This window comes from Streptomyces sp. GL_148 (genome assembly GCF_057834205.1).
In genome coordinates this window covers 646995-672720 of sequence record NZ_CM174396.1, presented here as the reverse complement: position 1 = coordinate 672720, position 25726 = coordinate 646995, and the positions used below count along the sequence as shown (strand labels likewise).

Below are 25726 nucleotides of genomic sequence, written 5' to 3'. Positions count from 1 at the left end.
CTGCGATCAGGCCGAGGGCGGGCCGGAGTTCGCCAGGAGGTGCAGGCGCAGGGCGAGTTGGAGCTCCAGAGCGCGGGCGGGGGAGTTCCAGTCCTCGCCCAGGAGCCGGCCGATCCGGTCGAGGCGCTGCACGACGGTGTTCACATGGATGTGCAGCGCCTCCTTGGCCTTGGAGAGGCTCGCCCCGTGGACGTAGTAGGCCTGGAGGGTGCGGACCAGCTCGGTGCCCCGCTGGGCGTCGTAGTCGATGACGGGGCCGAGCACCTGGTCGACGTACCCGCCGACATCACCGTGATCCCCGAGCAGCAGGCCGACGAAGCCCAGGTCCGGCAGGGCGGCTCCGTGGCCGGTGTGGCCCAGCGCGTGCAGGGCCCGCAGGCAGCGCACGGCCTCGGCGTACACGCCCGGCAGCCCGCCCGGGTCGCCGGCCGGCCCGGCGGAACCCACGGTGACGGGCGTGCCCACCGCCTGCCCCAGCTCCGCCGCCAGGGACCGCGCGAGGTCCCCGGGCCGTTCGGCCGGGGCGAGCAGGACGACGTGGCCCTCGTGCACGCCGGCCAGGCCGCCCCGGTCGCGGGCGCGGCGCGCCGCCTCCGCGGACAGCCGGGGCCGCAGCGCCGCGTCGCAGTGGAGCACCAGGAGGGAGTGCGGGCGCGCGAGGTCGACGCCGAGTTTGCGGGCCCGGATCGTCCGGCTGCCGGTGTCGGGCGCGTGACCCGGGCTCCGCGGGGTCAGCAGGTCGCTGAGGAGCTCACCGCGCACCCGGTCCTCGGCATGGGCCACCGAGCGGCGCAGTAGCAGGAGGAGCGCGGTGACCAGGCCGGTGCGTTCGAACAGCCGCCGGTCGCTGTCCGACAGGTCCGCCCGGCCCGTCAGGGCGATGCTGCCGAGGAGTTCGGGCCCGGCCAGGACCGCGCAGACCCACACGCCGTCGACCGGCACGGCCCGGCCGCCGGCCCGGGAGGCCGCCACCCCCTGGGCGGGCGCGCCGATCGGCTCGGTGGCGACCCGGGCCAGCTCGGCGCCGTCGGCGTCGTGCACCACGAGCCCGCCCCGCAGCAGCGCGGCGACCTCCCGGGCCACATCGGTGACGTCCCCGCCGCGCAGGACCAGATCGGTGAGCCGGTCGTGGGTCTCGGTGGCCAGCCGTGCCGCCTCGCTGTGCGCCCGGGCGGTCTCGGTGGCGGCGTTCAGCTCGACCAGTGCCGTACGGGTCTCCTCCAGCAGCCGCGCCCCGTCGATGGCGACGGCCGCGTGGTCGGCCAGCGAGGAGAGCAGCGCGACCGCGTCGGGGGTGAACTCGCGCACCGACCGGTCCGCGGCGTAGAGCACCCCGATGACCCGCGAGGCGACGCGAAGCGGCACCCCGAGGATGCCCCGAAGCCCTTCTTCGCGCACCCCGGCGTCGATGGTGCTGGTGTGCCGGAAGCGGCCATCGGTGCGGTAGTCGGCGCTGGCGTACGGCCGGGCCGTCTGCGCGACCAGCCCGCCCAGGCCCTCGCCCATGCCGAGGCGCAACTGCTGGAAGGCGGCGGAGACCGAGCCGTCGGTGACCCGCATGAACGTATCGCCCACGACGGGGTCGTTGAGCGTGAGGTAGGCGCAGTCCGTACCGAGCAGGGTCCGGGCCCGCCGCACGATGGCCCGTAGCACCGCGTCGAGGTCGCGCAGCGCCGCGAGGTCGCCGGCCGTGTCGAAGAGGGCGGTGAGCTCCGCCTCGCGCCTGCGGTGCTGGTCGAGCGTGCGCCGGATGTCGAGGGCCACCCGGGTCGCCTCCTCGACGACTGCCTGCTCGGCGGCGCCGGCACCGGCGGTACGGGCCTGCGCGCCGGGCCGCGCGAAGTGCTCGACGGGCGCGCCCTGGGCGAGCAGGTCCAGGAGCTGGCGCAACGCGGTCGCGGGCGCGGTGGGATCGTTCACGGGGGCCATGCTGGCAGCCCTTCGGTACGGGGTGGCGAGCGGGTCCGCCCGCCGGCCGTGGACACCGGCGCGGCGGGCGGCCCGTGGGGCGGTCGGGCTCAGCCGGGATCGGAGACCGCGGTGGCGTAGCCGCTTCCCGCGGCCACCCCGGCCGGCTCTGCCGCACCCGCCTTCGGGACGGACAGGTCGCGGCCCCGGGTCTCGCGGGCGAACAGGACCGTCAGAGTGGTGACGAGGGCGGCCGCGGACAGGTAGACGGAGACCGGCACGGAGGAGTCGTAGTCCTTCAGGAGCTCGACGGCGATGATCGGGGCCAGGGCCCCCGCGAAGATCGAGGCGAGCTGGGAGCCCATCGAGGCGCCCGAGTAGCGGACCTTGGTGTCGAACATCTCCGAGATGAAGGCGGCCTGCGGCCCGTACATGGCCCCGTGCAGCAGCAGCCCGGCGGTGACGGCGAGGGTGATGACGGCGAACGACTTCGAGTCCACCAGCGCGAAGAACGCGAACGCCCACAGCGCCATGCCGGCCGAACCGATCAGCGTCACCGGCCGGCGGCCGATCCGGTCCGAGAGCGCGCCCCAGGCCGGGATGGTCAGGAAGTGCACGGCCGAGCCGATCAGGAGCGCGTTGAGCGCGGTGGTCTTGGGGAGCCCGAGGTGGGTGGTGACGTAGACGAGGAGGAAGGAGGTGAGGACGTAGTACGAGATGTTCTCGCCGAAGCGGGTGCCGATGGCGGTGAGCACCTGCCGCCAGTCCTTGCGGAACACCTGGACCACGGGCGCCTTCTCCTCACCCCGGCCCGAGGCGGCCGCCTCGGCCTGCGCCGCGAGGAAGACGGGCGACTCGGAGACGGAGAGGCGGATCCACAGCCCGACCATCACGAGGACCCCGGAGAGCAGGAAGGGGATCCGCCAGCCCCAGGCGAGGAACGTCGCGTCCGACTGCACGGCGGCGAGCAGCGCCAGCACCCCAGTGGCCAGCAGATTGCCTCCGGGCGCCCCGGACTGCGGCCAGGAGGCCCAGAACCCGCGGTGCTCGGCCCCGCCGTGCTCGGACACGATCAGCACGGCCCCGCCCCACTCGCCGCCCAGCGCGAACCCCTGCACCAGGCGCAGCGCGGTCAGCAGGACCGGCGCCCAGACCCCGATGCTCGCGTGGGTGGGCAGCAGCCCCATCGCGAAGGTCGCCCCGCCCATCATCAGCAGACTCAGCACCAGCAGCTTCTTGCGCCCGACCTTGTCCCCGAAATGCCCGAAGACCACCCCGCCCAGTGGCCGGGCCAGGAACCCGATGGCGTAGGTGAGGAAGGCGATCAGGGTGCCGGTGAGCGGATCCGCGGTGGGGAAGAACAGCTTGTTGAAGACCAGGGCGGCGGCGGTCCCGTAGAGGAAGAAGTCGTACCACTCGATGGTGGTCCCGATGAGACTGGCGGCGACGATCCGTCTGATGCCGGACGGAGCCTTCGGGTCGGCTGCGGTGGAGGCCATGTGAACCACTTCCAGGGTGTCTGCGGGGACGTCGGGTGTGGCCACAACGTAGAAGTCCGCAGTTCACCGGCATATGTGGCCGGTCATCACAATCAGCCCCAGCCGGGTGTGTCCGACCGCCACACGGCCCGAACCGATCCCCTCGGAAGCCTCTTGGACGGGGTGGGAAGCCCTGCCGGAATTGTAGAGTTGTGCCTGTTTTGGGGACGCGGTGCTGGTTCCCGTGCTGGTTTGGTGCTGACCTGAAACCCCACGTCAGCACCCCTCGCCACCCACCCCGTGCTGGTTCGGTGCTGGTTACGCTGTGTTGAGCACGACGCGTTTGTGGTCGGGGTGGTGCGAAGTGGACGCGGTAGAGACAAGGTTTGGTTTCATCTCTCAGGTCTGCTTCGTGCCTGGCGTCGGCCGGTACGTCTCGGTGTCCAAACCCGAGTGCGCAAGCCACCCTGACTGACCTGCCGTGAGGTACCTGGCCTTTGCGGTGCGTCACAGGAGGGGACTGACGCTGGACCCGGACACCGAGTACGCGGCTGTGAACGAGGTCGGGCGAAGCCCACATCGACGCCGTCAGTACAGGAGATGGCACCCGGCTGTCGCCGGCTCTGGAGCCGAGGCTCGCTTGCAGACTGTTCAGCGCAGGGCGCCCAGCGGCAGTCGAGGTGCCGGCAGCGGCTTCGGGTGCCGGTCAGCCTCCTCGCGTCGCTGCTGTGCCTCGCGCAGCTGGCGGGCGTACCGCGCCGCGCTCTCCCGCCGCTCCGCTGCCTCCTCGCCGGCTTCCCGCTGGGAGTCGTTCAGCTTCTGTCGCAGGGGCGGAGGCAGCACGGCGCCATGCTGGTCCAGGTCCAACTCGCCGAGTGGTACGGCTTGCCGTTCCAGGTCGTCGAGTGGGCAGGGCGGATGGTGCAGACCGAACACCGTCGGGTCCTTCACTTCCCACCACCGGTGCACCTTCTGGTGCGCCCGGCCGAACGCCGTCCACGCTCTGCCCTTAACGACCGCCAAGAGGTTCTGATGATGTGGCGTCACCGCTTCATCACGGACGCGTGGGCCTGGGAGCTGCCCATGGGCCTGGTGGAGGCGGACGAGACGCCCGGCGAGGCTGCCGCCCGTGAAGTCCTCGAAGAGACCGGCTGGCGTCCCGGCCCGATGAAGCCGCTGATCTACGCCGAACCGGCGAACGGCATCACCGACTCCCAGCACCATCTGTTCCGCGCCGACGGCGCCACGTATGACGGGCCGCCGACCGAGAAGAACGAGTCGGACCGGATCGAGTGGATTCCGCTGGCGAACATCCGGGGCATGATCGACCGCCGCGAGATCGTCAGCAGCGGCTCTCTCGTCGGCCTCCTCTACGTCCTGATGGACGAAGGGGTTCGCTGACCCTGTGGGGGAAGCATCGCTCGTAGGCGTGCTTCGAAGGCAACCGCGGCCGGCACCTCGCGATAGGGCGCAAGCTGCTCGTAGAACTCGCGAAGGTGCCCGGTCACCCGCTCGGACGACACCGCTGCGGCGGGCACCAGGGCCTCTATCGCCGTGTGGCACGCCTGGTCGAGCTTGCCTCGCTGGAGCTGCGTACGGGCCAACCAGAAAGCGTGGAACGCCCTACCGCGCTGGTTCGCGGGGTCCTCCCGCTCCAGCGCGTCCGCGATCAACGGTTCGGCAATCGCCGCCTTGCCGAGACGGCCGTGCGCGATGCCCGTGTCCACGATGAGCTTCGGCTCGTCAAAGTACGTCACCCATGCCGGGTCCGGGTCGTCCGCCTTGATCCGGCCGTACTGACTGTGTGCCTCGGAGATCGCGGTGTGGGTCGCTGTCCGGTCACCCAAGGTCGCGTGGGCGAACGCCTCACGCATGGCCAGCATGGCCCGGACTCTCGGCGTCGTGCCGATGGCCGCTCGGGCCTGGTCTTGGGCGGCAGACACCAGCGCGAGCGCGTCCGCCGGCTTGTCCTGGTAGGTCGCTTGCAGGCTCATGCACGCCAGCACGTTGGCCATGAACGGGTGGTCGTCAATCTCCCTGGCCAATTGCAGAGCTTCCGAGAAGTACGCGCGGGCCTGGTGGTACTGCCGAGCATCGAAGTACGTCCACCCGGTCAACCTCGCCAGCTCTGCCGCGATGCCGTACAGGCCGTGATGTATCGGCATCGGCCGCTGGTCCTTCAGCAGCCCTTCGACGTATCGCAGCTGGCCGACGACGGCAGGCCGGAGCGTCTCACCCCCGTGCTCGTCGTCGCGACGCCAATAGTCCTCGATCGAAGAACGCAGGGCGTGCAGTGTGGATGGGCTCGGGTTGGTCCCGGCGCGCCCTCCCCCTCCCGTTGGGCGGGGGCGGGGGCGGGCGCGGGGTCGGTCACTCCACCCAGGGCTTCCACACGTTCTCGTTGCGCTCCACCCACTTCTTCGCCGCCTGCTGCGGCGACAGCTTCTCCTCGGCGATCATCAGGGACACCTCGTTCTGCTGCTCCTTGGTCCAGTGGAATCTCTTCAGGAAGTCGGCCGCCTTTCCGTCCGACTCCGCGAAGCGCGTGTTCAGGTACTTCTGCAGCGGCGTGTCCGGGTAGGCGCAGGCCACCTTCTGCGGATCGTCCGCGCAGCCCGCGGTGTACTCGGGGAGCTTCACCTCGGTCATCGGGACACGCTCGAAGAGCCACTGCGGCTCGTACCAGTACGTCAGGAAGGGCTTGTGCTCCTTGGCGAACTGCTTGATCTGGGTGATCTGGGCCGCCTCGGAGCCGGCGAAGACCACTTCGAAGTCCAGGCCCAGGTTCTTCACCAGTGCCTTGTCGTTCGTGATGTAGGACGGGGAGCCGTCCATCAGCTGGCCTTTCCCGCGGCTCTCGGGGGTGCGCAGCTGGTCGGCGTACTTGTCGAGGTTCTTCCAGTCGGTGACGTCGGGATGGGCCTCGGCGAAGTACGTGGGGACGAACCAGCCGATGTGGCCCGTCACGCCCAGATTCCCGCCGGGGGTGATGGTCTGCTTGTCTCTTACGTACCGCTTCTCCTGCTCGGGGTGGCCCCAGTCCTCCAGGATCGCGTCGACGCGACCCTGGCTGAGGGCGTCCCAGGCGGGGACCTCGTCGACCTGGACGGTGTCCACCCGGTAGCCCAGTTCGTGTTCGAGGAGGTAGGAGGCGACGGCGGTGTTCGCCTGGGCGCCGACCCACGACTGGACGGAGAGGGTGACGGTCTTCGCTCCCTGTGCGGCGGCGTACGGGGAGGACTGGCGGGTCATGTCGGCGGCCCCGCAGCCGGTGAGGACGGCGAGTCCGGTCGCGGCGGCGAGTACGGCCGCGGCGCGCCGGCGGTCGAGGCCGAGGCCCCGGTGGTGTGCGTGGCGCATGTCAGGCCTCCTTTACGGGCTGGGTAAGGCGGTCGAGGAGCAGGCCGAGGCAGACGATCGCGGCGCCGGCCACCAGGCCGGTGGCCAGGTCGCCCTGCGCGAGGCCGAGGACGACGTCGTAGCCGAGCGCGCCGCCGCCGACCAGGCCGCCGATGATGACGACGGCGAGGACCAGTACCACGGCCTGGTTGACGGCCAGCAGCAACGCGGGCCGGGCCAGGGGCAGTTGGACCTGCCGCAGTAGCTGTGAGCGGGTGGCTCCGAGCGAGCGGGCGGATTCCACGACGGTCGCGTCCACCTCGCGCAGGCCCTGGACGGTGATCCGGACGACGGCCGGGAGCGCGTACACCACGGCGGCCGCGGCGGCCGGTGCGCGGCCGACGCCGAACAGCGCGACCACGGGGATGAGGTAGACGAACTGCGGCAGGGTCTGGCACACGTCGAGGACGGGCCGCAGCAGCCGTTCGGCGCGGGCGCTGCGGGCGGCTCCCACGGCGATCGCGAAGCCCAGTACGAGCGTGACCGCCACGGCGGCCAGGACCTGGGCGAGCGTGTCCAGGGAGGCTTCCCACACGCCGAGCACGCCGACGGCGCCCAGGGCGAGTACCGCGGTGAGCGCGGTGCGCCAGGTGCCCGCGAGCAGGGCGAGCGCGCACGCCGCCAGCAGGAGCAGCCACCAGGGAGCGGCCTGGAGCCCGCTGCGCAGCGGGTCGAGGATCCAGCCTGTGAAGCGCGCGGCCCAGTCGGCGGTGCCGCCGACCACGGGTACGCCGGAGTAGAGGTGGTCGGTCATCCAGGCGACGGCCGAGTTCACCGGATCGGCCAGGGACACGGTCCAGGACTCGGGCCACAGGGAGCTGCCGGCGATGCGGCCCGCGACGGCGGCGGCAACCGCCGCGAGGAGGGTGAGCAGGCGGCCGTACCAGCCGGAGAACACCCGGCGGAGCAGGTGCTGTTCGTGGGTGCGCACGGGAGCGGCGCCGATCCGGCGGCCCGCGGCGTCGGCGGTGCGGTCCAGCACCACGGCGAGCAGCACGATGGGGATGCCGGCGGCCAGGGCGGCGCCGACGTCCACGGAGGCGAGGGCCTGGTAGACGCGGTCGCCGAGGCCACCCGCGCCGATCACGGAGGCGATGACGGCCATGGACAGGCCCGTCATGATGGCCTGGTTGACGCCGAGCAGGAGCTGCAGGCGCGCGAGCGGGAGCCGGGCGGTCAGCAGGCGTTGGCGTCCGGTGGCGCCGAGCGAGGCCGCGGCTTCCAGGACGCCCGGGTCGGCATCGCGCAGGCCGAGGGCGGTGAGCCGGGCCATGGGCGGGGCGGCGTAGACCACGGTGGCGAGGACGGCGGCGGGCACACCGATGCCGAAGACCAGCACCATCGGCAGCAGGTACGCGAAGGCGGGCAGGATCTGCATGGTGTCGAGTACGGGGCGCAGGACGCGGTCGGCGCGCGGGGAGAGCCCCGCGGCGAGGCCCAGCAGGGCGCCGAGTACGACGGAGGCGGCGACGGCGACGACCATCAGCGCGAGGGTCTGCATGGTCGGCACCCACATGCCGAGCAGTCCGCAGGCGGCGAAAGCGGCGGCGCAGGTCAGGGCCAGCCGGATGCCGGCGAGGCGCCAGGCGACCAGGGCGGCCAGGGCGGTGACCCCGGTCCAGCCGGCGGCGAGCAGGAGCACGTACACGGCGCGGACGGACACCACGACGGCGTTGCTGACGTGGCCGAAGAAATAGAGGAACAGCGGGTGACTGTCGCGGTGGTCGATGATCCAGTCACCGGCGCGGCCGAGCGGGCCGGACAGGTCGACCGCCAGGGCCGCGGGCCAGCTGCCGGCGCCCGGGAAGGCCACGGCGAGCGGGATCAGCAGGGCGACGGCGAGGCCCATCGGGAGGAGGACCCCGCGGCGCGCGGCGAGGGCGGCCAGGGGTCCTAGGGGGCGGTCCTGCGGAGCGGACTCGGTGCCGGAGGGACGCGGGCCGGCGGGCCGTTCGGAGGACTGCGGGGCTTCCGAAGGGGCGGCGGTGCGGGTGTCGGGCGGGGTGTGGGTCGGGGTCGCGGTCATGCGCACCACCTCCGGGCATCGGGGACGGGGGCCGTGGGACGGACCGGGCAGGTCATGCCGCCACCCCCCGTCCGGTGGTGGCCGGGAGCCCGGCCACGACGGCGAGCAGCCCCGCGTCGTCCACGACGCCCAGGCAGCGGCCGCGGTCGACGACGCGGGCCGAGCCACCATTGCGGGCTACGGCCTGGATGGCCTCGACCACGGTGGTGGCGGGGTGGAGCGCGGGTCCCTGTTCGGTCTCGTCGGCAGTGGCGGGGCGCATCGCGGTGCGGACGGTGAGCACCTGTTCGCGGGGGACGTCGCGGACGAAGTCCCGTACGTAGTCGTCGGCGGGCGAGCCGACGATCTCCTCGGGCGTGCCGAGCTGCACGATGCGGCCGTCGCGCATCAGCGCGATCCGGTCGCCCAGGCGCAGGGCCTCGGTGAGGTCGTGGGTGATGAAGACCATGGTGCGGCCCTCTTCGTGGTGGAGCCGGGCGACCTCCTCCTGCATCTCGCGGCGGATGAGGGGGTCGAGTGCGCTGAACGGCTCGTCGAACAGGAGCACTTCGGGGTCGGCGGCGAGGGCGCGGGCGAGACCGACGCGCTGCTGCTGGCCGCCCGAGAGCTGGCCGGGGCGCCGGTCCTCCAGTCCTTCGAGACCGACCTTGGCGACGAGTTCGGCGGCCTTGTGCCGGCGGTCACCGCGTCCGACGCCCTGGATCTCCAGTCCGTACGCCACGTTGTCGAGGACGGTGCGGTGCGGGAGCAGGCCGAAGTGCTGGAAGACCATGGCCGTGCGGTGGCGGCGCAGGGCGCGCAGCTGAGTGGCGTCCATGGCGAGGACGTCCTCGCCGTCGATGGACAGGCTTCCGGCGGTGGGCTCGATGAGCCGGGTGAGGCAGCGTACGAGGGTGGACTTGCCGGAGCCGGACAGGCCCATCACGACGAAGACCTCGCCCTTGCGGACGTCGAAGGTGACGTCACGGACGGCCGCTGTGCAACCGGTGCGCTCGCGCAGTTCGGTGGCGGACAGGTCGGCGTCGGCGGAGCCGGGCACCTTCGCGGCGGCCTTGTCGGGGCCGAAGACCTTCCAGAGGCCGTCCACGGAGAAGACCGGGGACTCGGCGGGGCCGGTGACGGGCGCGGCGGGGGTGGTGGTGTTCATCGGGTACCGCCTTCCCGGGCGAGCAGTTCGGCTGCCTTTTCGCCGACCATGAGCACTCCGATCATCGGGTTGACCGCGGGCATCGTCGGGAAGACGGAGGCGTCCGCGATGCGGATGCCTTCGAGCCCGCGGATCTTCAGGTCCGGGCCCACGACGGCCCCGGGGTCGTCGTCGGCGCCCATCCGGCAGGTGCCGGCCGGGTGGTAGACGGTGTGCGCGACGGAGCGGGCGTAGGCGCTCAGCTCCTCGTCGCCGGTGATCTCCGGGCCGGGGCACACCTCTCGCTTGAGCCAGCCGGCCAGGGGCTGGGTCGCGGCGATCTGCCGCGCGAGCTTGATGCCGTCGACCAGGGTCCGGCCGTCGTAGTCGTCCTCGTCCGTGAAGTAGCGGAAGTCCAGGGCTGGTTTCACCTCGGGGTCCGCGCTGGTCAGGTAGAGGCGGCCGCGGCTGCGGGGTTTGGGGATGTTGGGGGTCATCGACACGCCGTGGGCGGGGCGTTCGTAGCCGATGCGCTCAGGGTTGTCGGTGAAGGGGACCTGGTAGAAGTGGAACATCAGGTCGGGCCCGACGGAGTCGGGATCGCGCCGGACGAACAGCCCCGCATCGCTGTCCATCGCGGAGTTCTCCGGTATCGGGCCGTCGGTCTCCCAGACGATCACCGACTCGGGGTGGTCGAGCAGGTTCTCCCCAACCCCGGGCAGGTCGTGTACCGGCGGGATGCCGAGGGCTTCCAGGTCCGCGCGCGGGCCGATGCCCGAGTGCAGCAGCAGCCGTGGGGTGTCCACGGCGCCGGCGCACACCAGCACTTCGCGGCGTGCGGTGACCAGGGATTCCGTGCCGTCCGAGGCGCGTACGTGGACTCCGCGCGCACGGGTGCCGTCGAGTTCCAGGCGGTGGGCCCAGGTCTCCAGGAGGATCCGGAGGTTGGGGCGTTCGTCCATGACGGGATGAAGGTAGGCCACCGACGCGGAGGAGCGCTTGTTGTCCTCGGGGTGGTAGGCGAGGTCGAAGAAGCCGGCGCCCTCGTGGAAGGGCTTTCGGTTGAAGCCCTCGACGCGCGGGACGCCCAGGGCGCTCTGCGCGGAGTCGACGAAGTCGCGCGCGATGGCGTTGCGGTCCTTCTCGGCCACCGGGACGATGTTGTTGAGGAGCCTGTCGAAGTACGGGTCCATGGCGGCCGCGTGCCAGCCCTCGGCTCCGGACTCCGCCCACTCGTCCCAGTCGGACGGGAGCGGCTTGAAGGCGATCAGGGTGTTGTGCGAGGAGCAGCCGCCGAGGACGCGGGCGCGGCTGTGGCGGATGTGCGAGTTGCCGCGGGGCTGCTCGATGGTGGGGTAGTCGTAGTCGAGCTCGCCGCCGAGCAGGCCCATCCAGCGGCGCAGGGTGAGCACCTCGGGACGGTCGACGTCACTGGGGCCGCCCTCGATGACGGCGACGGTGACATCCGGGTCCTCGGTCAGGCGGGAGGCGATCACCGAGCCGGCGGTGCCACCGCCGACGACGACGTAGTCGTACTCCTGCTCCGTGGGGGTGTGGGTGGGGCCGTGCGTGGGGGTGGTCATGCTCTGCTCCTCCTTCAGCCCGCGAACCAGCGCACGGGGCGCGGGGCGAGGTTCTGGTACACGTGCTTGGTCTCGCGGTACTCGGCCAGGCCCGACGGGCCCAGTTCGCGCCCGATGCCGGACTTGCCGAAGCCGCCCCACTCCGCCTGCGGGAGGTAGGGGTGGAAGTCGTTGATCCAGACGGTGCCGTGGCGCAGCCGGCCGGCCACGCGGCGGCCGCGGCCCGGGTCGGAGGTCCACACCGCGCCGGCGAGGCCGAACTCGGTGTCGTTGGCGAGCGCGACGGCCTCCGCCTCGGTACGGAAGGTCTCGACGGTCAGGACCGGCCCGAAGACCTCCTCCCGTACGACGCGCATCCCGCGGTGGCAGCGGTCCAGCACGGTCGGCCGGTAGAAGTAGCCGGGCCCGTCGGGGCGTTCGCCGCCGGAGCGGAGTACGGCTCCCTCGGCGAGGGCGGAGGCCACGTACTCCTCGGTGCGTTCGCGCTGGGCGGCGGACACCAGCGGTCCGCACTCCACGGCCGGGTCGGTGCCGCGGCCGAGGCGGATCCGGTCGGCCCGGCGGGCGAGTTCGGCGACGAAGCGCTCGGCGACGCTCTCCTCGACGATGAGCCGGGAGCCGGCGGAGCAGACCTGGCCGCTGTGCATGAAGGCGGCGTTGAGAGCCTGGTCGACGGCGGTGTCGAAGCCTTCCTCGGTGGCGCAGGCGTCGGCGAAGACGACGTTGGGGTTCTTGCCGCCGAGTTCGAGGGCGACCTTCTTGACGGAGTCGGCGGCCGCGCGCATCACCTTCGTACCGCTGGTGAGACCGCCGGTGAGGGAGACGAGGTCGACGTCGGGGTGGGCGGCGAGGCGCGCGCCGACGGGGTCGCCGGGTCCGGTGACCAGGTTCGCGACGCCGGCCGGCAGTCCGGCCTCCGCCAGCAGGCCGATGAGGGCCACCGTGGACAGCGGGGTGATCTCGCTGGGCTTGAGCACGAAGGTGTTGCCCGCGGCGAGGGCAGGGGCGATCTTCCAGGAAGCCTGGAGGAGCGGGTAGTTCCACGGGGTGATCAGGGCGCAGACCCCGACGGGCTCGTGGACGACGACGCTGTGGACGTCGGGGGTGCCGGCGTCGACCACGCGGCCCGCGCTCTCGCCGGCGACGAGGTCGGCGAAGTAGCGGAAGGCGTCTGCGACGCAGTCCACGTCCACGCGGCCCTCTTCCAGGGTTTTGCCCGCGTCGCGGCTCTCCAGCAGCCCGAGGCGTTCGCGGTCGCGGTGGAGCAGGTCGGCGGTGCGGCGCAGCAGTGCGGCCCGCTCCAGGACGGGGGTCTGGGGCCACTCCCCGCCGTCGAAGGCCGCGCGGGCGGCACTGACGGCCGCGTCGGTGTCCGCGATGCCGCCCTCGGCGACGACGGCGAGGACCGTGGCGTCCGCCGGGTCGAGGACCTCTCGGGTGGCTCCTGATACCGCGGAACGCCAGGTCCCTGCGATGTGGATGGTCGTCTGCTCGGACACGACTCGGTGTACCTCCGATTTCGGCACCGCGGCTTACCCGCAGTGGTGTTGCTTGTTCCCGCTTGCCCCGGTCCATGGAAGCCATGTGCTATCCGTCACCGGAAGTGACGGGAGTCACTCCCCGTCACTCCGAGGGGGTACGGGATAGATCGGGGCATATCGAATGCCCTCGGAGGACGGGCGGCGCGTACGGCCGCGACCGGGAAACGCGGGTGGCGCCGACGGCGCCGTGGTCAAAACGCGGTGGGCCGCGTCAACGAGGCGGCCCACCAGGGCAGAGGCCGGGACCGTTTCCAGGAGGCGTCGGTGCCGAGGAAGGCTCGGTGCGCGACGGGGTTCGGTGCCGGAGCGGCCGTTTTGGGTGGGATCGGCGGAAGACGCTCGGCTGGGAAGCCCCGGCCGAGCGTTTTCGTGCGCGTGCTGCCGCTGGTGGGTTTAGTACCAGTGGTGGTTCTGCCAGAAGGTCCAGGCGCCTTCGGGGCTGCCGTAGCGGGAGTTCATGTAGTCCAGGCCCCACTTGATCTGGGTGGCCGGGTTGGTCTTCCAGTCCGAGCCCGCCGAGGCCATCTTCGAGGCTGGCAGGGCCTGGACCAGGCCGTACGCGCCGGAAGAGGAGTTCGTGGCGGTGTGGTCCCAGCCGCTCTCGCGGGACACGATGTTGTTGAACGCCGCGAACTGGGCCGGGTCCTTGATCATCTGCTGGGCGATCGCCTTGGCACTCATCGGGGCGGCCTGCGCGGGAACCGCGGCAAGCATGGAACCGGCGACGCCCAGGGCGAGGACGGTGCCCGCGAGGGTCTTCTTGGATGCGGCGATGCGGCGGATGACTGCGTTGGACACGGATGGACCTTCCGAAGGGGACAGGGGCGGTCGCAGGCATGCCGAAGACATGCGTGAGCCACTCACGCGAAGGAGAGGGGTTCGTCGGCGGGAGCGGGAGACCGGGGGTGAATCCGGGTGTGAACCCGGGGGAGTCTCCGTCCGCCCTGCGACTCATCCAGTTCTACCGGGGGTTCGAGGGCCCTGGCGACGACCCCTCTTACTAGTGGTCCTCGCAGGCGGGCCGGAACGGCCCCCCGGCGGCCGGGTCGGTATCTGGGCAGGTGGGAGGCGGTGTGAGGGGGCTGGTAGGGGCCGCTTAAGGACTACTATGCCGGTTCGTATGTGACCTGGGTCCTGTGGGGCGGGTCACCGCCGAAGGGGCCAGGTCTCACCCTCCGTGTGCGCCCGTATCTCTTTCAGGGAAAGGTTTGCGGCCGGATCCGCCCCCGGATCGAAGGAAACGGGCGCGTCGAAGGCAGCTTTCCGTATCGCCCGCCGCAGCGCCTCCAGCACCATGGCACCCGATCCCCATGACCCGCCGACGCCCGGCCGAGCGTCGGCGACCCGAGGAAATACCGCACCACCACGCCCCCACCAGCTCCTCGGCGGGGCCGGGCTCACCGACCGACTCCCTGTCACCCTCGAGCTTTCTTCGCCTGCGCCGGAACCGCGGTGGCGGCTCGGCTTGCGGCTCCCCATCCGGGCGCCATCCGAACCCGCCCGGCATGGCGCCAGAGCCCCGCGGCGACGCGCGGCGGATGCTGATCCTGACGCCTCCGACCCGGCGGGAGAGGCCCGTGAACGACCTCAGCCCTCGAGGAACCCGAAGGCCTGAATCCACCGGAGCAGGCGATGACGCCGGCGGTCAGGCCGGGGTCATCGGCATTGGGTTCAGCTCCCGCTGAGGGAACATCGTTTGCTAGGCCGTGAGGTGGTAATCGTGCTGGTCGGGGGTGGGGTAGAGATGTTCGTGTTCGTGTTCGCGGGCGAGGTGGAGGGTCCAGTACTCCTCGAAGTCGCCGTTGTCCTTGAGGGCGCGGAGCCGGATGGTGGCATCGTGGGCCGTGCGGGTCGTCAGCCGTCACGAGCGAGGGCGTGAATCGTTGCCCCGGTATGACTGACCTCATGGTGCGGATTCCAGCTGACTGGCTTGCCCGGGTGCTCCTCTCACTGCGGCGTGGCACGTCGGACGACGCGCACACCCTGTAGGCGGAACTCCAGCCGTTCACGGAGAAGCCGGGCCGGCGGGTCCCGGTGCCCAGAACGACGATCCTGCGCACCGAGCTCGCACTGCCCGGGGAACTGCGGCAGGTGACCGAAGACGAGCGGCGTCGAAGGCTCTCCGAGGAAGGCCGAGTACCTGATCAACGCCGGCCTGGGGCAATAGCAGCCACGGGCACGACACGGTCGTTGGCGACCCTCGGGGGAGGATCCGAACGGCCAGTAGCCGCAGTAGGCCGACCTTGGTTCCGGTTCGGTGACTGGCCGGCGACTGCAGGCGTGAGCGGCAAGCGGCAGCTGGACTGCCGCTGAGGGGCGGTGGAGTGCGTCGCGCGGGTGACTTTCTCCACGTGGTCTGTGCTGCGGTGATGGCCGTGGGTAACCGTTCAGGATGCGCGGCGGTGGAGGTGCTGATTCGCTGGTGGCATCCGCTCTCCCCCTTAGATCCCAGGAGCGATCATGAGCGTTGCAGGCGAGCCCGGTAGCCGTGCCCAGCAGATGCGCGAACAGGCACAGAAGTTCGAAAAGGCGGCGGAGCGGGCCACTGACCCGGCGGAGCGCCAGCGGCTGAAGGACAAGGCCCAACGGATCCTGGACCAGAGCAAGAAGGAGAGCGACCGGGGCAGCGGGGGCATCGACCCCATGTGACCGCTCCACACATCTACCGGCCGGCGGCTGCCCCTGCGATCTTCTGTGCGCGAGGGAGCGTCGGCCGGTGTTTTGCGTCCAAGCGCTCACCGTACGACCGGTGGTGACGAGCGAGTCATGGCCGGGCGACGGCGGCACGCCGTGCACGCGGCGACACGCTGATCACCGAAGCCAAAGAAGCAGGCCTCACGGAAGTCGAGATCGCACGCCTGTCCGGCCACTCACGCAACACAGTGCGCAGCATCCTCCATCGGCAGGCATGACAGGCGAGGGTGCTGAAGATGGCGACGAGGTCAATGCCTGCCGGAGGAAACGCGTGGGTCTGACCCCAAACCCAGGTGCGGCGACGGGTCTCCCGGCCCGTGGTGCGGAGCCGCCCGCCCGGCCCAGTGCCGAGCGGGACCTGCGCATCAAGATCCCGATGGTGGCGCCCAGGCCGTCGTAATTGCGGTAGAAGGGCGGTGGCCTGGTCGAATCAGAATTCCGGCTCGGCCGGGTTGCCGAACCGGGGCACGGCGTGCCAGAGGGCGGCGGGATCAGCGGATCGCAGAGTGAAGTACTTGCTCCCCCCTGTTGCGCCTCGAGGCCGAAGTGTGAGGTCCGTTGGCCGTCGCGTGCCCCGACGTAGATGGTGTGCCCGGCCTCGGTCGGGCGCCGGGCCGTCTCGTATCAGCCGGTGGGGAGCGTCATTCGGAACGTGCGGTATTCCGCGGGGCCCGTTTCGCGGCCGTGCGGTGTCCCGTGTGACCGCTACGCGGGCAGCGGGCGGTCCTGGACGACGTTCTTGGCGAAGACGAGGGCCGGCCGGCTCCCGTGCTGGTTCGCTGCTGACTGCGCAGCGTTGGACGCGACCCGTTTGGGGTGCGTGGAGCTGCCGATGTGGCCCAAATTGTCACATGTATCACGTATGGGCGGGGCAATCCGACGAGATCTTGCCACGAGTCCTAGTGGATACATCCCTTCCCCGCTTCATGGTCCTCCTTGAGGATCGGGTAGATCCGGAGGCGGTTCATCCGCTTCGTTCGACTCGGTACTGCGCGAGGACTGGACTCATGTTGGCTCTGTTCGACTCCCATGCCGTTACTGGAGCGGTGGTCCCTTGAGGTTCCGGATCGGCCGTCCAAACAGCACGTCCGCGCGCCCGTTTCCGGAGCGCCCGGTACCCATCCATGCCGCACGTATCGCACATCCCGCGGAGCCGGAGCCTGTCGAAGCGCCTTTGTCGGATCACGAAATAGATCTCATCAGGGCTTCCGTGTCGGTGGTCGAGCCCCTCGCGGCGGAGATGACGGTCTACTTCTACGCCATCCTGTTCGCCCGCTACCCCGAAGTCCGTCCGATGTTCCCGCCGGGGATGGACGCCCAGCGCGGCCGGCTCCTGCGCGCGCTGCTGCGCATCGTCGACCTGGTCGACGACCCCGAGAGTCTGGTCCGCTTCTGCGGGCACCTCGGGCGCGACCACCGCAAGTTCGGCACCCTCGCCGCGCACTTCCCGGCCGTGGGCGAGTGCCTGCTCGCCTCTCTGGCCCGCTACGCCGGCCCCGCGTGGACGGCGGACATCGCCGCCGCCTGGACGAAGGCGTACGGCGTGGTCGCCGAAGTCATGATCGGCGCGGCCGAGGAGGATGAAGCGGTCAGGCCCGCCGTGTGGCCCGCCACGGTCGTGCACCATGTCCGGCGCGGACACGGCATCGCCGAAATCACCGTACGGCCCCAGATGGCCTACGAGTACGCCGCAGGCCAGTACGTGAGCGTCCAGACCCAATGGTGGCCGAAGCGGTGGCGCTACTACTCCGCCGCCAACGCGCCCCGCGAGGACGGCACTCTCACCTTCCACGTGCGCGCCGTGCCCGGCGGATCGGTCAGCGACGCACTCGTGCACCAGGTGGTGGCGGGCGACGTACTCCAGCTGGGCGCCCCGATGGGCGACATGGTTCTGGACGCGGCCACCCACAGCGAACTGCTCTTCGTGGCCGGCGGCACCGGTCTCGCCCCGATCCGCGCACTCGTCGAAGAGGTCGCCCGCCGCGGGGGACGCCATCAGGTGGACCTGTTCCTCGGCGCCCGCACCGGCGGTGAGCTGTACGGGGTCGACGACATGCTCCGGATGTCCCAACGGCACCACTGGCTGACCATCAGGGGCGCGGTCTCCGACGAATACATCCCCGGAATCCGGGGATCCCTGCCGGAAGTCCTGGCCGAGTACGGGCCGTGGTACCAGCACGACGCCTTTCTCAGCGGCCCGGTCCAGATGGTCCGCTCCGCCGGCGAGACCCTCACCCTCGGCGGCACCCTGCCCGAACACATCCATCACGACCCGTTCGAGACTCCGGTCCTGTCCGCTCGCTGAGCCGCACCACCCCTCATCCGCCCTGCCAGGAGCCCCCCCTTGTGACCATGCCTCCGCCGTTCTTCGGGTCAGCAGGTGAACACCTGCTGCAGCAGCAACTGGGCACCGCCGAACGCGCCGCCCGCTTCTACGATCAACAGGTACGTCCCCACCTCACGCCCGAGATGCGGGAATTCATCGCCCGCCAGGCCATGGTCTTCCTGGCCACCGCGGACTCCCACGGGGAGTGCGATGCCAGCTTCCGGGCCGGGCCGCCGGGTTTCGTCCATGTGATCGACGACCACCGGCTCGCCTACCCCGAATTCCGCGGGAACGGCGTCCTCGCCAGCGCCGGCAACATGACGGAGAACCCTCACCTCGGCATGCTCTTCGTGGACTTCACCCACCATCACGTCGGTCTCCACGTCAACGGCGTGGCCCATCTCTACCGCGACGCGGACCTGCGCCACGTCCACCCCGGCCTACCGACGGACACCACACCCGGGCGCAGTCCCGAATTGTGGGTCCACCTCACCATCGAGGAGGCCTACATCCACTGCTCCAAGTTCATACCCCACCTGGAACCGGCTCCCCGTCCCCGTCCCGCCGGTCACGTCGCGGCCCGCCCCAAGGACTCGGACTATTTCACCGCGGCCCACTCGGTGTGATGAGCCTGTCACCACATGAGCCTCCTGAAGATCTGCACATCGTGTGCGTGAGCGCGTCCACCACGTTCACCATTCGTCGATACGCCGGATATGCCCCCTGTGTTTGATGTTCCCTTGTCCTGTTTTGTTCCATGCGGTCGTCAGGCCGCACGTATCTGTTACTCGATCTTGCGGAGAATTTGTCGCTATTCGGTGAATGAAGCGGGCGCATGCCCCTGAAGGGGCGTCAATCGGATTGGTGGGCAGCCCGTTCGCGTGCTTTCATCTTGCTCGCTGCGGCAGCGGAAGGATGGCTTCCGAGTTTCGGGCCGGCGGGCTGCCGCGGAATCCCCCCAACAAATGAAAGGTGCGCATAATGCGTAACGACATCGAGACCCGCGAGATCTCCGACAACGAGCTGGACGCCGTTTCCGGCGGCCTCGTCAGCATCAACGGTGGCCTCGTCGGCGCCGTGACCAGCGACGTCAGCGACGTCGTCGGCGTCGTGGGCTCCCTCGACACCGTCCAGGCGGCCACCGGCATCGTCTCCCACGTCCCCGGCCTGGTCTCGGGCATCACCGGCGTTTCGGTGAACACCGGTCGCGCCGGTCTCTGATCGAGACAGCTATCGCCATGAACCCCGGAGTATCCCCCACGGCTCCGGGGTTCATGCTTGTCCGCGTGCCCGGCCGATACGAATGCAGTTGAAGGAATAGTCCGTGCAGTTTCGTCAAAAGGCGCTTTCCAAGCTGCAATCGCCCGAGGAACTCGATCTGCCCGTACGGTTCGCGCGCCCGCAGGGCCGGCTCGTACTGGCCGTCACGGTCACCGTCATGGCCGCCGCGAGCTTCTGGGCCCTCACCGGCACCGTGTCCTCCAAGCTGAGCGCACCCGGCATCCTCACCCACGCCGAGGGCAGTTACGTGCTGCAGAGCCCGGTCGCGGGACAGGTGACCGGGGTCCTTGCCCAGGAGGGCCAGCTGTTGTCCCCGGGCGCGCCCCTGCTGACCGTCCGTACCGACCAGGGCGACCGGCCCGTACGCGCGGTGATCGGCGGGCGGCTGGCGACCCTGGTCGCCAAGGTGGGGTCGGTCGTCACGACCGGCGCGGACGTGGCGACCGTGGAACACGTGAAGGACCCACAGGACCCGCTCGTGGCCGTGCTGTACGTGCCGGCCGGCAGCGGCTCGACGATCCCGGTGGGCGCCCCGGTCGACCTGAGCGTCCAGTCCGTCCCCCGGCAGCGGTTTGGTGTGCTGCGCGGACGCGTCAAGGCGGTCGGCCGCGCGCCCCAGACGCAGGCGCAGATCAGCGGCTTCCTCGGCGACAGCGGGCTCGCCGAACAGTTCGCCCGGCAGGGCAACCCGGTCGCGGTGTTCGTGGAACTGGAGCGCTCCTCCGCCACCAAGTCCGGCTACCAGTGGTCCTCCGCCGACGGACCCCCGTACACCGTCGACTCCACGACGCCGGTCACCGGCGCCGTCCACCTCGCCGCCCAGCGCCCCGTCGACTGGCTGCTGCCGTGACCGCCCCGCGGTCGCGGGCGCCCGAGCTGCCCCCCGCCGGGCGCCGCCGCCGCCCCGAGCCCAAGGGCGGCACCCGCCGCAGGCCCGCCCCCGCCCCCAAGGGCAGGAAGCCCAGGACCGTACGCACCCCCACCGTGCTGCAGATGGAGGCGGTCGAGTGCGGCGCCGCCGCCCTGGCCATGGTGCTCGGCCACTACGGCCGCTTCGTCCCGCTGGAGGAGCTGCGCATCGCCTGCGGCGTCTCCCGCGACGGCTCCCGCGCCAGCAACCTCCTCAAGGCCGCCCGCGGTTACGGGCTGAAGGCCAAGGGCATGCAGATGGACCTGGCCGCGCTCGCCGAAGTGAGCGCCCCGGCCATCCTCTTCTGGGAGTTCAACCACTACGTCGTCTACGACGGTACGGGCCGCCGCTTCGGGCGCAGGGGCATATACGTCAACGACCCCGGGAAGGGCCGCCGGTTCGTTCCCATGGACGAGTTCGACACCAGCTTCACCGGTGTCGTACTCACCTTCGAGCCAGGCGACGGCTTTCGCCGCGGCGGCCGCAAGCCAGGCGTTCTGGGTGCCATGCCGGCCCGCCTGCGTGGCACCTCGGGCACCACGGCCGCCGTCGTGATCTCCAGCCTCCTGCTGGTGGCGGTCGGCGTGTCGGTGCCGGCCCTGAACCGTACGTACATCGACATGTTCCTCATCGGGGACCAGACGTCCCTGCTGGGCGTCCTGTTCGCGTCGATGGCCGTCACCCTGGTGCTCACCGCGACGCTCACCGCACTCCAGCAGGCCAATCTGCTGCACGGGCGGATCATCTCCTCCACCCTGGGCAGCGCCCGTTTCCTGCGGCACCTGCTCAGACTTCCGGTCGCCTTCTACTCCCAGCGCAGTCCGGCCGACCTGGTCCAGCGCCTGCAGTCCAACGACGCCGTCGCCGAGACCCTCGCCCGTGACCTGGCCGCCGCGGGCGTGGACGCCGTGGTGGTCCTGCTCTACGCGGTGCTGCTGTGGACGTACGACCCCCAGCTCACCCTCCTCGGCGTGGCCGTAGCGCTGCTCAACGTGGTGGCCATGCGGATCGTGATCCACCTGAGGGCCACCGGCACGCAGAAGCTGCGCGCCGAGAGCGCCCGGCTGACGAACACCTCGTACAGCGGTCTCCAGCTCATCGAGACGATGAAGGCCACCGGCGGCGAGAACGGCTTCTTCCGCCGCTGGGCCGGTCAGCACGCGGTCACCCTCGACGTGCAGCAGCGGCTCGGCGTGCCCAGCGCGTGGCTGGCGGTCGTCGCGCCCACGCTGGCGGCGCTCAACAGTGCGCTGATCCTGATGATCGGCGGCCTGCGGGCGGTGGAGGGGCATCTCTCCGTCGGCCTGCTCGTCGCCTTCCAGGCCCTGGTGACCAGCTTCACCGCGCCGATCTCCCGGCTGGGTGGCGTCGCCGGACGGATCCAGGACTTCGCGGCCGACGTGGCCCGCCTCAAGGACGTCGAGAACTTTCCCGTCGACCCGGTCTTCTCACGGCGCGAGCCCGCCGCCGGCACCCGTCGCCTCAAGGGCCATGTGCAGCTGGACCACGTCACCTTCGGCTACAGCCCGCTCGACGCCCCGCTGCTCAAGGACTTCTCGCTCTCGGTCGGCCCCGGACAGCAGGTCGCCCTCGTCGGCGGCTCCGGCAGTGGCAAGTCCACCGTCTCTCGGCTGATCTCCGGCCTCTACACCCCCTGGGAGGGGGCCATCCGCATCGACGGGATGCGGCTGGAGGACATTCCGCGCGGCGCGCTGGCCGCCTCCGTCTCCTTCGTCGACCAGGACGTCTTCCTCTTCGAAGGCACCGTCCGCGACAACGTCACGCTGTGGGACCCCTCCATTCCGGACGAGGCCGTCGTCGCCGCGCTGGAGGACGCCGCCGTCCACGACGTGGTCGCCCGCCGTCCCGGCGGCATCCACAGCCGCGTCGAGCAGGACGGCCGCAACTTCTCCGGTGGCCAGCGCCAGCGCCTGGAGATCGCCCGGGCGCTGGTGCGCCGCCCCAGCATCATGGTCCTCGACGAGGTGACCAGCGCCCTGGACGCGGTGACCGAGCAGGTCATCATCGACAACCTGCGCCGCCGCGGCTGCGCTTGCGTGGTCATCGCCCACCGGCTGAGCACCGTACGCGACAGCGACGAGATCGTCGTGCTCGACCGGGGCACGGTCGTGGAACGCGGGCGGCACGAGTACCTGGTGGCCGCGCAGGGCCCGTACGCCCGACTGGTCAAGGAGCACTGACGTGACGTACCCGCACCACGCCACGGCTCCCCCCGCGCACCCTGGCCGGGTCCCGGGCCAGGACGCCGACGAGGTCGTCGCCGCCTTCGGCGGACTGGGTTCGCCGGTCGACTGCACGGGCCTGCGCAGCTTGTCACTGGAGGGCCCGCTCGTGCTGTGGCTCGTCGTGCACGGCGAGCTGGACCTCTTCGCCGTCGACGCGGCGCAGGCCGGGCACTGGCACTTCCTGGGCAGGCTGGAGGTGGGCACGCTCCTGCTGGGCCCGGCCGAGGGACCCGAGCACACCCTGGTCGGCCGGCCCCTGCAGGGGTGCCTGCTGCGCCGCATCGAGCTGCGGGAGCTGCCCGGCCCGGAGTACGGCGCCCCCCACCAGCAGTGGTGGGCCGACCAAGGGGCGTACGGCGTCCCCGCGGCGCAACTGAGCCCGCTCGACGACGCCTTCGCGCGCGGCATCGGCCGCGGCCTGCGCGTGCTCTACCGGGCACCCCTCGACGGCCGCGCCACCACCGAACAGGGCAGGGCCGACGACGACATCCTGTGGATGCAGATCACCCCCGGCGCCGTCCAGTACGGAGCCGCGTACGAGACGGAGGCCGTGGGCACCCTCCTCGTCGATGCGGCGATGTGGCAGGGCATGGTCGACCAGCAGTACCGGCTGCTGTACGCCCTGGACCGCTGGATCGAGCAGCTCGAACGCGACCACGAGGACCGCACGGCCGCCGGTATCGAGGCCGGTCAGGCCGCCCGTACCCAGGCGGACCGGGCGCTGCTGGCCTCCATCGGCCGCTCCGGCGGCCGCTCCCAGCGGGGCGCGAGCGCCGACGCGACCTTCGCCGTGTGCCGTCTGGTCGCCCAGGAGGCCCGCATCACCCTGTCCGAACCGGGCGAGGCGAGCTCCGCCTCCGAGCGGATGGACCCCGTCGAGCGGATCGCGCTCGCCTCGCGGATCCGCACCCGTACGGTCAAGCTCAGCGGGCCCTGGTGGCGGGAGAACAGCGGCCCCCTGGTGGGCCGGCGCGAGAAGGACGGGACACCGGTCGCCCTGCTGTGGCGGCGTGGCCGCTACGAGGCGGTCGACCCGGCCACCGGCACGCGCGAGCGCATCGGCAAGGGCCGCGAAGCCGCCTTCGACCCGCGCGCCGTCATGTTCTACCGCCCGCTCCCCGACGGGCGCGTGGGCCTGGCGGCGCTGCTCCGCTTCAGCGTCCGCGGTACCCTCCCCGAGCTGCGCGGCCTCGTCCTGGGCGGGCTGGTGGCGGTGGTCCTGGGCGCTCTGGTGCCCATCGCCACCGGCCAGGTGCTCGGCCAGTACGTACCCGATGCCGAGAACGGCCTCATCGTGCAGACGGCCGTCGCGCTCGTCGCGACCGCCGTCGTCTCGGCCACCTTCATGCTGCTGCAGAACATCTCCATCCTGCGCATGGAGGGCCGCATCGAGGCCACCCTGCAGCCTGCGGTGTGGGACCGGCTGCTGCGGCTGCCGACGAAGTTCTTCGCCGGCCGCTCCACCGGCGAACTGGCCGGTGCGGCCATGGGCATCAGCGCCATCCGCCGCGTGCTGTCCGGCATCGGCTCGGTCTGCGCACAGGCGGGCGCGGTGGGCACGATGAACCTCGTGCTGCTGCTCGTCTACAGCGTGCCGCTGGCGATTGCCGCCCTCGCCATGCTGGCCGTCATCGCGACGGTCTTCCTGGGCCTGGGGCTGTGGCAGCTGCGCTACCAGCGACGGCTGATCAAGCTCGGCAATCGGCTCAACAACCAGGCCTTCCAGACCCTGCGGGGGCTGCCCAAGCTGCGCGTCGCCGCGGCCGAGAGCTTCGCCTACGCAGCCTGGGCGCGGGAGTTCGCCCGTACCCGCGAGCTCCAGCAGCGCATCGGCCGGATACAGAACGTCATCACGGTGCTGGGCGCGGTCTACCTTCCGCTGTGCACGCTGGTGATGTTCGTACTACTGGCCGGACCGGCCCGTGGCGCCCTGTCCGCCGCCGAGTTCCTCACCTTCAGCACCGCCCTGACGATGCTGCTGTCCTCGGTCACGCAGCTGACCGGCGCGCTCATCTCGGCTGCCGCGGTGCTGCCGATGTTCGAGCAGGTCAAGCCGCTCCTGCGGGAGGTCCCCGAGGTGGCGGGCTCCAGCACCCGGCCGGGCGAGCTGACCGGCGCCATCGAGGCCGAGAACCTGTCCTACCGCTACAGCGACGACGGCCCGCTGGTCCTGGACGACGTCAGCTTCCAAATCCGCCAGGGGGAGTTCGTCGCGATCGTCGGTCCCAGCGGCTGCGGCAAATCCACCCTCCTGCGCCTGCTGATCGGCTTCGACAAGCCGGTCTCGGGCAGCGTGCTGTACGACGGCCAGGACCTGGCGGCGCTGGACCAGGCGGCCGTGCGCCGCCAGTGCGGCGTCGTCCTGCAGAACGCCCAGCCCTTCACCGGCTCGATCCTCGACTGCATCTGCGGCACCGGGGCGTTCTCGCCGGAGGAGGCGTGGGAAGCCGCCGCGCTGGCGGGCCTGGCCGAGGACATCAAGGCCATGCCGATGGGCATGCACACGATGCTGTCCGACGGCGGCGGCACGGTGTCGGGCGGCCAGCGCCAGCGGCTGGTGATCGCCCAGGCGCTCATCAGCAAGCCGCGCATCCTGTTCTTCGACGAGGCCACCAGCGCGCTGGACAACGAGGCCCAGCGCGTGGTCATCGAATCCACCCGCTCCCTGCGCGCCACCCGTATCGTGATCGCCCACCGGCTGTCCACGATCATGGACGCCGACCGGGTGATCGTGATGTCGGACGGCCGCGTCGTCCAGCAGGGCCCACCCGCCGCGCTGCTCGCCGACGCGGCCGGCTTGTTCCACGACCTGGTCCGCCGCCAGCTGCGATGACCGCGGACGCCTCGTTCACCGCCATCGCCCAGGCCGCGGCCGACTACGGGCTGGGATGCCAGGAGACCAGCCCATCGGACATCCCCGCCTACCACCCGCTGGACAACGACCGCGCCCTGCGCGCCTGGTACCTGCCCGAGGAAGGCTTCCTCGACGCCCGGGCCTGGCTGGCCTCCCTGGACGCCGCCCTGGCCGTACTGCCGAACCTGACCCGGACCCCGGTCGGCGCGGACACCGACCCGCTGTCCGTGACGCCGGCCCGGTCGCATGTCCGCGCGATGCTCCCCACCGCGTCGTCGAAGTCGTCCTGGCGCTGACCGCCATCGGGCAACAGAGCTGAGGGACGCCGGTGGCCGGGGGCCGGCCACGGATACA

General features: G+C 71.1%; 17 protein-coding genes and 2 pseudogenes. 9 read left to right on the top strand and 10 right to left on the bottom strand.

Annotated elements, in window-relative coordinates:
* Positions 1-6: 6 nt before the first annotated feature.
* The 3 genes from AC3IYI_RS03020 to AC3IYI_RS03010 form a co-directional block, all read right to left on the bottom strand.
* Positions 7-1929 carry a helix-turn-helix domain-containing protein gene (locus AC3IYI_RS03020; RefSeq protein WP_489408718.1) on the bottom strand — a complete coding sequence of 641 codons (1923 nt, stop codon included), beginning with the start codon at positions 1927-1929 and terminating at the stop codon, positions 7-9.
* Positions 1930-2018: 89 nt separating this feature from the next.
* Positions 2019-3407, bottom strand: a complete 1389-nt coding sequence (locus AC3IYI_RS03015; protein ID WP_489408717.1) for an MFS transporter — start codon at positions 3405-3407, stop codon at positions 2019-2021.
* 630 nt (positions 3408-4037) lie between these two features.
* On the bottom strand, positions 4038-4322 hold the full coding sequence (locus tag AC3IYI_RS03010) for a hypothetical protein (protein ID WP_489411915.1): 285 nt from the start codon (positions 4320-4322) through the stop codon (positions 4038-4040).
* Between the two features lie 75 nt (positions 4323-4397).
* On the opposite strand from AC3IYI_RS03010, the pseudogene AC3IYI_RS03005 reads away from it, so the two are divergent.
* Positions 4398-4787: pseudogene (locus AC3IYI_RS03005) on the top strand (NUDIX hydrolase); the annotation flags it as partial.
* Here AC3IYI_RS03005 and AC3IYI_RS03000 read toward each other — a convergent pair.
* The 7 genes and pseudogenes from AC3IYI_RS03000 to AC3IYI_RS02970 form a co-directional block, all read right to left on the bottom strand.
* A pseudogene (locus AC3IYI_RS03000) lies at positions 4757-5707 on the bottom strand (NsdA family TPR-like regulatory protein); the annotation flags it as partial. The pseudogenes AC3IYI_RS03005 and AC3IYI_RS03000 sit on opposite strands and share 31 nt — an antisense overlap.
* A 49-nt stretch (positions 5708-5756) precedes the next feature.
* A complete protein-coding gene (locus tag AC3IYI_RS02995; protein ID WP_489408716.1) occupies positions 5757-6746 on the bottom strand; it encodes an ABC transporter substrate-binding protein in 990 nt (329 codons plus the stop codon).
* 1 nt (position 6747) lies between these two features.
* Positions 6748-8634, bottom strand: coding sequence for an ABC transporter permease subunit (locus tag AC3IYI_RS02990; RefSeq protein ID WP_489411860.1), 1887 nt, complete (start codon positions 8632-8634; stop codon positions 6748-6750).
* A gap of 229 nt (positions 8635-8863) precedes the next feature.
* Entirely contained in the window at positions 8864-9958 is a 1095-nt protein-coding gene (locus AC3IYI_RS02985) for a quaternary amine ABC transporter ATP-binding protein (RefSeq protein WP_489408715.1), read from the bottom strand.
* Positions 9955-11520: a GMC family oxidoreductase gene (locus tag AC3IYI_RS02980; protein WP_489408714.1), complete on the bottom strand. Its 1566-nt coding sequence runs from the start codon at positions 11518-11520 to the stop codon at positions 9955-9957. The genes AC3IYI_RS02985 and AC3IYI_RS02980 overlap by 4 nt, the downstream gene beginning before the upstream one ends.
* A 14-nt stretch (positions 11521-11534) precedes the next feature.
* Positions 11535-13019, bottom strand: coding sequence for an aldehyde dehydrogenase family protein (locus AC3IYI_RS02975; RefSeq protein WP_489408713.1), 1485 nt, complete (start codon positions 13017-13019; stop codon positions 11535-11537).
* Positions 13020-13454: 435 nt separating this feature from the next.
* On the bottom strand, positions 13455-13859 hold the full coding sequence (locus AC3IYI_RS02970) for an aggregation-promoting factor C-terminal-like domain-containing protein (RefSeq protein WP_254385315.1): 405 nt from the start codon (positions 13857-13859) through the stop codon (positions 13455-13457).
* A 1662-nt stretch (positions 13860-15521) separates the two neighbouring features.
* Here AC3IYI_RS02970 and AC3IYI_RS02965 point away from each other — a divergent pair.
* The 8 genes from AC3IYI_RS02965 (at position 15522) to AC3IYI_RS02930 (ending at position 25668) form a co-directional block, all read left to right on the top strand.
* Positions 15522-15710 (top strand): DUF6381 family protein, encoded by a 189-nt coding sequence (locus AC3IYI_RS02965; RefSeq protein WP_489408712.1) that lies wholly within the window; start codon positions 15522-15524, stop codon positions 15708-15710.
* A gap of 1255 nt (positions 15711-16965) precedes the next feature.
* On the top strand, positions 16966-18060 hold the full coding sequence (locus tag AC3IYI_RS02960; protein WP_489408711.1) for a globin domain-containing protein: 1095 nt from the start codon (positions 16966-16968) through the stop codon (positions 18058-18060).
* A 47-nt stretch (positions 18061-18107) separates the two neighbouring features.
* Entirely contained in the window at positions 18108-18707 is a 600-nt protein-coding gene (locus tag AC3IYI_RS02955) for a pyridoxamine 5'-phosphate oxidase family protein (RefSeq protein ID WP_489411859.1), read from the top strand.
* 355 nt (positions 18708-19062) lie between these two features.
* The gene (locus tag AC3IYI_RS02950; protein ID WP_489408710.1) at positions 19063-19302 is read left to right on the top strand and encodes a hypothetical protein; all 240 of its coding nucleotides are present in this window, start codon (positions 19063-19065) and stop codon (positions 19300-19302) included.
* A 103-nt stretch (positions 19303-19405) separates the two neighbouring features.
* Positions 19406-20212, top strand: coding sequence for a hypothetical protein (locus AC3IYI_RS02945; RefSeq protein WP_489408709.1), 807 nt, complete (start codon positions 19406-19408; stop codon positions 20210-20212).
* Complete coding sequence (locus AC3IYI_RS02940; protein ID WP_489408708.1) at positions 20209-22473, top strand: NHLP family bacteriocin export ABC transporter peptidase/permease/ATPase subunit; 2265 nt, start codon at positions 20209-20211, stop codon at positions 22471-22473. Before AC3IYI_RS02945 ends, AC3IYI_RS02940 begins: the two co-directional genes overlap by 4 nt.
* A 1-nt stretch (position 22474) precedes the next feature.
* Complete coding sequence (locus AC3IYI_RS02935) at positions 22475-25351, top strand: NHLP bacteriocin export ABC transporter permease/ATPase subunit (protein ID WP_489408707.1); 2877 nt, start codon at positions 22475-22477, stop codon at positions 25349-25351.
* On the top strand, positions 25348-25668 hold the full coding sequence (locus AC3IYI_RS02930) for a hypothetical protein (protein WP_489408706.1): 321 nt from the start codon (positions 25348-25350) through the stop codon (positions 25666-25668). Before AC3IYI_RS02935 ends, AC3IYI_RS02930 begins: the two co-directional genes overlap by 4 nt.
* The last annotated feature ends 58 nt before the right edge of the window (positions 25669-25726 follow it).